8 protein-coding genes and 2 pseudogenes are annotated in these 7,594 nt (G+C 68.7%); 3 read left to right on the plus strand and 7 right to left on the minus strand.

The features are described from left to right. Positions 1-15: 15 nt before the first annotated feature. Positions 16-423, minus strand: a complete 408-nt coding sequence (locus ABT063_RS48790; RefSeq protein WP_351068133.1) for a WHG domain-containing protein — start codon at positions 421-423, stop codon at positions 16-18. Positions 424-467: 44 nt separating this feature from the next. Here ABT063_RS48790 and ABT063_RS48795 point away from each other — a divergent pair. Next, positions 468-1,010: pseudogene (locus tag ABT063_RS48795) on the plus strand (SDR family NAD(P)-dependent oxidoreductase); the annotation flags it as partial. A 95-nt stretch (positions 1,011-1,105) separates the two neighbouring features. Here ABT063_RS48795 and ABT063_RS48800 read toward each other — a convergent pair. From ABT063_RS48800 to lgt, 3 genes and pseudogenes are all read right to left on the minus strand, one after another. Further along, a pseudogene (locus ABT063_RS48800) lies at positions 1,106-1,603 on the minus strand (siderophore-interacting protein); the annotation flags it as partial. Positions 1,604-1,740: 137 nt separating this feature from the next. Continuing rightward, the gene (locus tag ABT063_RS48805) at positions 1,741-2,163 is read right to left on the minus strand and encodes a DUF6069 family protein (RefSeq protein WP_351068135.1); all 423 of its coding nucleotides are present in this window, start codon (positions 2,161-2,163) and stop codon (positions 1,741-1,743) included. Positions 2,164-2,220: 57 nt separating this feature from the next. Further along, on the minus strand, positions 2,221-3,060 hold the full coding sequence (gene lgt, locus ABT063_RS48810) for a prolipoprotein diacylglyceryl transferase (protein ID WP_351068136.1): 840 nt from the start codon (positions 3,058-3,060) through the stop codon (positions 2,221-2,223). 178 nt (positions 3,061-3,238) lie between these two features. Between lgt and ABT063_RS48815 the strand changes: the two genes are divergently transcribed. Together ABT063_RS48815 and ABT063_RS48820 are read left to right on the plus strand one after the other, a co-directional pair. Then, positions 3,239-4,462: a sensor histidine kinase gene (locus tag ABT063_RS48815; protein WP_351068138.1), complete on the plus strand. Its 1,224-nt coding sequence runs from the start codon at positions 3,239-3,241 to the stop codon at positions 4,460-4,462. Next, positions 4,459-5,106, plus strand: coding sequence for a response regulator (locus ABT063_RS48820; protein ID WP_351068140.1), 648 nt, complete (start codon positions 4,459-4,461; stop codon positions 5,104-5,106). Before ABT063_RS48815 ends, ABT063_RS48820 begins: the two co-directional genes overlap by 4 nt. Positions 5,107-6,082: 976 nt before the next feature. Here the strand turns inward: ABT063_RS48820 and ABT063_RS48825 are convergent. The 3 genes from ABT063_RS48825 to ABT063_RS48835 form a co-directional block, all read right to left on the minus strand. Continuing rightward, on the minus strand, positions 6,083-6,379 hold the full coding sequence (locus ABT063_RS48825) for a hypothetical protein (RefSeq protein ID WP_351068143.1): 297 nt from the start codon (positions 6,377-6,379) through the stop codon (positions 6,083-6,085). A 226-nt stretch (positions 6,380-6,605) separates the two neighbouring features. Continuing rightward, positions 6,606-7,034, minus strand: a complete 429-nt coding sequence (locus tag ABT063_RS48830) for a hypothetical protein (RefSeq protein ID WP_351068146.1) — start codon at positions 7,032-7,034, stop codon at positions 6,606-6,608. Between the two features lie 284 nt (positions 7,035-7,318). Then, positions 7,319-7,462, minus strand: a complete 144-nt coding sequence (locus tag ABT063_RS48835; RefSeq protein ID WP_351068149.1) for a hypothetical protein — start codon at positions 7,460-7,462, stop codon at positions 7,319-7,321. Between the last annotated feature and the right edge of the window lie 132 nt (positions 7,463-7,594).

Genomic DNA, 7,594 nt, shown 5'->3' on the forward strand with positions numbered 1-7,594 from the left:
GTCCCGGCGGTACTCCTAGTCCGGCGCGCATCCTCGCAGGATGTACGCGATCACGTCGTCCAGACCGTGTTCGGCGGTCTCGGTCGGCAGCATGCCGCTGGCTGCCAGCCCGGCATAGCCGCGCAGGGTGGTGAAGACCGGCAGGGCCAGGCGCTGCCACGGTCCTTCCCGCACCTCGCCTCGGCGCTGGCCCTCGCCGATCATGTCGACGACCTGCTGACCAAAGCGCTGCTCGGCCGCGCGCAGTGCCTCCGACGCCTTGGGCGCGTGCTTGACGGAGTACATCAGGTCGAGCAGCGCGGCGTTGGCCAGGGCGAAGTCCACGAAGGCGCGGGCCAAGGCGTCCAACTGCTCGGCGAACGACTCACCGGCCCGCTCCTGAGCCGCCGTGCTGATCTCGATAAGCCGCTCGAAGCCGATCAACGCCAGCGCGTCCAGCAGCGCCTGCTTGTCCGGGAAGTGGCGGTTCGCTGCTGCTGCCGCACATCACCGACCGAGTGGTGACCGTCTCCTCCGGCGCGCACAAGGCGCCGGGCAGCCTGCGGATCCACTTCGACAACCTCAACCTGACCGGCGAGTACGCCCCCATGAAGGCGTACAGCCAGTCCAAGCTGGCCAACCTGCTGTTCACCTTGGAACTCCACCGCAGGCTCACCGAAGCGGGCTCACCTGTGTGCGCCCTGGCCGCACATCCCGGCGCGGCCAAGAGCAACCTCAGCAGGCACAGCATGCAAGACTCCCGCGTCCTCATGCGTGTCGGCATGGCCCAATGGTTGCTCGCGCAGGAGACCCAGGCCGGCGCGCTGCCCACCCTGTATGCCGCCGTCGAGGACCTGCCCGGCGCCAGCTACGTCGGCCCCGACGGCTTCGGCGAGTTCCGGGGAGCCCCGACCCTGGTCGGCCGCTCGAAGGCAGCCAGCGACCTGACCACCGCCCGACGCCTGTGGACCGTATCCGAGGAACTGACCGGCACCGCCTTCCCCGAACAGGCTCTGACAGCGCGGGCGTGAAGCCCGGCCCGGCTCAAGCTCCTGTCGATGGTGAGGACCGATCGCCGGTCCCGGTCTGCCTCCCGCACGAGCACCTGTTTCACCGCTTGCACCGTCCGTGCTTCCCCTGCGACATAGGCGATGCCGCCGGGCGGGGGAGCGAGCCGTCGTACGGCAGCAGGCAGCGGTGTATCGCCCCTGACCAGCCAGTCCAGGCGGTCGCCGTGGTCCAGCGGCAGCCGGTCGGCCTCCATCGCCGTCTCCACGCAGCCCGAGACCCGCGCGTTCTCAGGGAGCGCGGCCAGCATCGCCCCGAAGGCGATGGCCGCGGTCTCGTCCCCGGCGAAGAAATGGTCGGTGGCGTCGGGGCGCAGCACGAAGGATCCCTCCGGCCTGCTCAGCCGCACCTGGTCTCCCACCTCGGCGGTCCGTCCCCACCGGGCCCCGCGCCCGGGTGATCCAGCACTCACAGCTCGACAAGGCCCGCGGGTTCGTAGCGCCACACCGAGTACGTACGCCGGGTCAGCCCGCTGCCCACCAGCACCCGCACCTGCTGGCCGGGCCGCACCCTCAGCCCGGCGTTCCGGGAGCGGCCTGGACATGTTTGCTGCCATCGAATGTTGAGCGCACCGGCAGGCGGCAGACGCACCTCGCAACAAGGCTCCGGCCGGAGGTTACGGACGTACGGGTTCCCGAGTTCACGGAGCGCGTGAGCGCGACCAGCGGGGCCCAGGTGCCGACTGGCGCCTGGTCACCGAACCGAGCTCAGTGGCATGACCCTGTAGTACGTCGGCACTGCGATCACCGCGACCGCGACGTGCATCAGGAGCAGCGCCACCACACCGGTCACCTCGCCCTCGCCGAACTGGAAAAAGTCCGGCACGAAGGACAACACGACGACCGACGGGACGAGTCGGCGGAGCAGCCGTTCGGGATCGGGGGAGAACCTGCGGACGAGGGCCCACCCGACGGACCCTCCCAGCATTCCTAGCGCGGTCAGAAAGACGTACGACGAGGGCTCCAACGGGCCGAAGTCCTCCGGTGCACCGAGCGCGTGCGCCAGTACGGCGATCAACGCGTTCACCAGCGAGGACAGCAGGAAGGCGACGAACACACCTCCCGCCACCTTGATCGGACCCCGACGGGAGGGGAGCGTCTCAGAGACACGGGACATGGCAACTCCAAACGGATGCGAGGGACATCGGTCAGTTCTTGGGGCTACTGGTGGCATTCACTTGTTGAAAGAGACGGCGACGTCGACGCCGTCACGCCTGCCGGCTGCACGCCGTGTCGTAGCCACGAGGTAGTGGACGGCAACGGCGAAAACCAGCAGCGCGGTCCAGTCGTTCAGGCGCAGGCCGAGGATGTGGTGGGCCTCGTCCACCCGCAGGTACTCGATCCAGAAGCGACCTGCGGCGTATGCGGCGGCGTACAGCGCGAACGCCCGCCCCCGGTCGAGACGGAAACGGCGATCCGCCCACAGGACCAGGGCGACCACGCCGAGACACCACAACGACTCGTACAGGAACGCCGGGTGATAAGTGGCCAGGTTCGGGGTGTCCTCAGGCCGGTGCGCGGGGTCGATCTCCAGGGCCCAGGGGAGGGTGGTGGCCCGCCCGTAGAGCTCCTGGTTGAACCAGTTGCCCCAGCGGCCGAGGGCCTGCCCCAGTGCGATGCCGGGAGCGACGGCGTCGGCGTACGCGGACAGCGGAACGCCGCTACGGCGGCAGCCGATCCAGGCTCCGACGGCACCGCCGGCGATCGCGCCCCAGATACCGATACCGCCGTCCCAGATGAACAGGGCGTTGGCCGGATCACCACCCTTGCCGAAGTACGGCTCGCTGGAGGTGATCACGTGGTAGAGGCGGGCGCCGACCACGCCGAAGGGGACCGCCCACAGAGCGACGTCCGTCACGACGGTCTTCTCTCCGCCGCGTGCGGCCCATCGACGGCCACCCAGCCACACGGCGGCTGCGATGCCGAGGATCAGCATGAGTGAGTAACCGCGCAGCGGCAGCGGCCCCAGCTGGACCTCACCGACGGACGGGCTGGGAATGAAGGCCAGGGTCACGGGTAGTTCCTCACAAGGGGCGGTGGAAGAGCAGGCCGTCGGCTGCGGGGCTGATCGTCGCCGCCCGCCTCCCTCCCGCACATCGACCGATCGACGCGTCCTTCGTCCACCGATCGGTGAACCGGCCCCGCTGGTCGGCTGATTCTGCCGCTACGCGGCTGCACCTACTCTGTAGGCCATGGCACTGCAACAGGCGTGGGACCGGCAGCGGTGGAAGACCATCGGGCAGCACGCCTTCTTCGTCACCGTGCTCGCCCTCTCCCTCCCGGGTGCGCTGGCCGGGGCGAACATGACGACCGGCGCCGCGCTGTCGCGGATCGGCCCGGCAGTGGGGCTGGCCCTTTGGTACGCGTACTGGATCGCGCTGCGCGGTGGAGCCGACCGCCCGCCGCTGCCTTACCTCGTCGGGGCCTTGTCCGGGTGGGCGGTCATGGCCACGGTGGACCCCGCGTTCCTCCCGGTCGCCGTGGCGGTGCTGAGCCCGTACTGGCTGCGGCGGGCCTGGTGGTCGGCCGGCGGGGTGCTGGTGCTGGGCGCCGCCTGGTCGTGGCAGAGCCTCACCACGGACGGCTCCGTCGACGTGCGGGCGCTCACGGGATGCGTACTTGGTACCGCCGTGGCGGTCACGATCACCTGCTACGTCGTGACCCTCGATCACGAGAGTCACAAGCGGCAGCGACTCCTCGACGAGCTCACTGCCACCCAGGCCGAACGCGCGGCAGCGGAACGCCAGGCGGGCACCCTGGCCGAACGCCAGCGCCTGGCCCGCGAGGTCCACGACACGCTCACCCAGGGGTTTGCCTCCATCGCCATGCTGCTGGACGCCGCACGCGACGACCTGCCACCCGGCTCCCCTGCGGCCCGCCGAGTCGAGCAGGCCATGCGCACGGCCCGGGACAACCTCGCAGAGAGCCGCCGCCTCGTGCACGCTCTTCGCCCGGCGCCACTTGACCGCACGCACCTGGCAGAGGCGGTCCGTGAACTCACCGCCCGGCTCGCGGAGGAGACCGGCACCGAGGCCTACACGGTTGTGACCGGCCGCCCGGCCGCCCTGCCTCCCAGTACCGAGGGCGAGTTGCTGCGTGTCGTGCAGGAGGCACTGACCAACGCCCGGCGGCACGCCCGCGCGATGAGCGTCGCGGTCACGCTCTCGTACCTCGGCGACGTCCTGGCGATCGACATCCAGGACGACGGCACCGGGTTCGCACCCGTTGCCCGGCATACGGGCGTTGGCCTGATCACCATGCGGGAGCGCATTGCCGCTTTGCACGGCACGTTCGCGGTCGAAAGCTCCCCCGGCGAGGGTACGACCGTCGCCGTCACGGTGCTACTCCCGGTCGAGCCTTCCGCCTCCGACCCCTCAGCCGTGTCGGGCACCGAGCGGATGGCCCCGGCGTCATGAGGACGTCGGCCGTTCCCACGATCAGAGTCCTCCTCGCCGACGACCATCCCGTGGTCCGTGACGGGCTTGCCGCCATGCTCTCCACCCAGCCCGATCTCACGGTCGTCGGCGAAGCCGCCACCGGCGCCGAGGCACTGCGCCAGACCGCCTCACTCGCACCCGACGTCGTGCTGATGGACCTGCAGATGCCCGGCATGGACGGCACGACCGCGACCGCCGCCATCCGTGCCGCCCACCCCGAGGTGCGGGTACTCGTCCTGACCACCTACGACACGGACGCCGACATCACTGCCGCCGTCGACGCCGGCGCAGTCGGCTACCTGCTCAAGGACACCGGACGACACGAGCTCTGCGAGGCCGTTCGGACCGCGGCTCGGGGAGGCGCGGCACTGTCGCCCACAGTGGCCGCCAAGGTCCTCGCCCATATGCGCGGCGACCGGGGCGCCGGCTTGTCCGGCAGGGAGCTCGAAGTCCTGTCCGCCGTGGCCCGGGGGCAGAGCAACAAACAGATCGCCCGCGCCCTGCGCCTGTCGGAGGCCACTGTCAAGACCCATCTGCTGCACATCTACGCCAAGCTCGACGTCCGCGACCGGACCGCCGCCGTCACCGCCGCACTGGGCAGGGGAATCATCCGCATGGACTGAAGGCCTTGCTGAAGGCACAGGGGCATGGGGCAGTCCGGTGGGAGAGAGGTCGCGGCGTCGCGCCGCCCGGGAACGCGAAGCACCCCACAATCGTGGGCTCGGCAGCCGGGCTGGCGAGACCGAGCAGAACGCCGGAGAGCAGCGGCCGTATGGTGACGATACTGTCTTCACCGACTGGTCACGGAATTACCCCAGTTGACTTCCTGCGCCTCGGTATCCCACCAACACTCAGGACAAGCACGGCGACGAACCGCTCGTCGTCGCCGGTCTGTTGGACACAGGAGTTACACCGGTCCAGGAGCGTCCCGTTGAGCCAGGATGGTGGCGTACGGCCAGGGCAGGGCCTATACCGAGGGCGCGCGACACCAGCGGTTCGCTTTCTGGGCGCGCTGGGCGCAAAACACCAGTACTCTCTGTGATCCTGGCAGGTGCGGCGTATTTCCCGGTTGTGTTGCAGCTCAGCCTGTGCGCACCACCGTGGACGCGCGTTGTTGTGACCTGGCCAGTCGTTCAGCCGTAGGGTGACGAGGACGGGGTCCTCACGATCCGTCCGTTTTCCCCGGCATCCGGTCCGGTGGGTAGCCCTTCGCGCGAAGCCAGGCGTCGACGGTCAGGGCGACGATGTCGCCGTGGGGGAACGTCATGGTCCGCGTTGTAGCGGCGGATACGTCGCTGAAGTTGCAGAATGTCCGGGACCGCGTAGTTGAGTTGTTCTCGTTTGGCGTGCCGGTTGCTGATGACGTTCAGAGTGTCCGGGTGTGGCGTAAGAGTGTCGTCGGTCGGTTGGAACTCGGTGTCGAGCGCGCCGGCGATTTCCCGCAGTCGGCGGGCGTAGGGGGAGCGATCAGTCACGAGAGCTGCTCCGGTCGGTCCGGCTAGACGGATAGCTGTCCGCCTATACGGCTATTGGAATAGTCGGCAGGAGGGGCGGCCGCGCCCCGGCGTGGCGCTGCCGCCCTGTGCGCTGCGGTCGCGCTCAGAAGCCGCAGGCGGTGAGCCACTCGTCCAGCGCGACGGAGACGATGTCGCCGATGGGCAGGTGATCGAGTTCGTTATCGAGGGCGAAGCGTTTGATCCGCTTCTTGAGCTTCAGGCCGGCGGGGACCGACGAGTCGAGGCTCTCGCGGGCGATGATGCGCTGGTTGAGAACGGCGGCGACCTCGGGGATGTCCTTGGGGCGGCCGGGACCATGAGCGTACGGAGTCCCCTCGCTGGGCGGCTCCTGCGATCGAGTGTCCTGTTCCTGATGAGCTCCCGGATCATCGGTCCTCACCGGGAACGCGGTACTGCCTGCCGCCGGGGAAACAGCTGGGCGAATGGCGACCTCAGCGGCCGGAGTCGCACCAGCAGCCGTGGCAGGAGATGGACCATGCTGCGCAACGGTTCGGCCGGCACCGGCAGCGATGGCGGCTGATGGCCGACTACGGAGGGGCCCGAGCAGCGCTGGATCCCGGATGGCGCACCATGGGCACCCTGCCGGGGATGCCTGCATGGGCCGCTTATGACCGCTTTTTCGGGGTGAGGGCCGGGCCGTCATTGTGCTTGGGCCGCACGCGGGTGCCCGCTTGGTGCAGGATCCGATCGACGGTGCCGACGGAGTAGCTGCACTCCGCAGCGAGGTCCGGCACCGTGACGCCGGCATCGTACCCCGCAGGGACTCTGCGAGCTTCTTTTGCATTGCCGCTCAGAGGACCGCTCGACCAGGACGAGGTCTCTTCCTCGTCCTCGGTGATGTCGCACCACCGCTCAAGAAGCGCGGCGACGTAGGCAGCGGTGCGCTTGGACGGGGGCTCCTCAACCTCACCGTCGTCTGTGGCGCCCAACGCCCCGACGCCGCGCTGGAACGCCGATTGCTCGACCAGAACCGACGGCTGGTGTCCACGAAGCTGCGCATACTGGCGCGAGTGGTACGGCTTGCCGTCCAGCACGGTTTCTCGCCTCGCAGGAACACCGCGAGGCTGCTGCGTTATCAAGGCTGTCGCCGCCGGAGATCTCTGGCCCCGCTATGGCGACACACCCCTCATGACCTGCGCTGTACCAAAGTGCCAACTATTTCGCTGATTCTGCGGCTCCGGCCGCTGAAGCTACTTGGCATCAGTGCAGGTCGTGAGCGTGGCCTGGTGCCAACTAAGGCGCCCGGTCACAAACCTTGTGACGAGGATTTTTAGTTGGCACAAAAGAGGGATAGTTGGCACCAAGATCGCGATTGTTCTCAGAGGTGACGACGCATCACCTCGATGCACGCGGCTCGGGCCGCGTTCGATCGGTCCCGGGGGTACGGGATTCCGAGGTTCATGCCGCTGTCGGTGGTGATCGGTGGCTGCTGCCAGGCGAGGCTCATCTGCGCGCCGATCAAGCCTGTGAAGGTACACGGTCAAACACTTGCCGATGTAAGAAGCTGTTGTCTTTTCGATCTTGAGGGATGCGCGTCGAACGGGAGTCCCGATCGGGTGGTCGCGGGACGCTGGGCGCATACGAACAGGGCCTC

It is taken from the genome of Streptomyces sp. NPDC002838, assembly GCF_040295365.1.
Lineage (GTDB): Bacteria > Actinomycetota > Actinomycetes > Streptomycetales > Streptomycetaceae > Streptomyces.

Bases quoted from the DNA above. Each gene is read 5' to 3' on its own strand.
- ABT063_RS48805 (WP_351068135.1), bottom strand. From the start codon at position 2,163: ATGTCCCGTGTCTCTGAGACGCTCCCCTCCCGTCGGGGTCCGATCAAG.
- ABT063_RS48815 (WP_351068138.1), top strand. From the start codon at position 3,239: ATGGCACTGCAACAGGCGTGGGACCGGCAGCGGTGGAAGACCATCGGG.
- ABT063_RS48820 (WP_351068140.1), top strand. From the start codon at position 4,459: ATGAGGACGTCGGCCGTTCCCACGATCAGAGTCCTCCTCGCCGACGAC.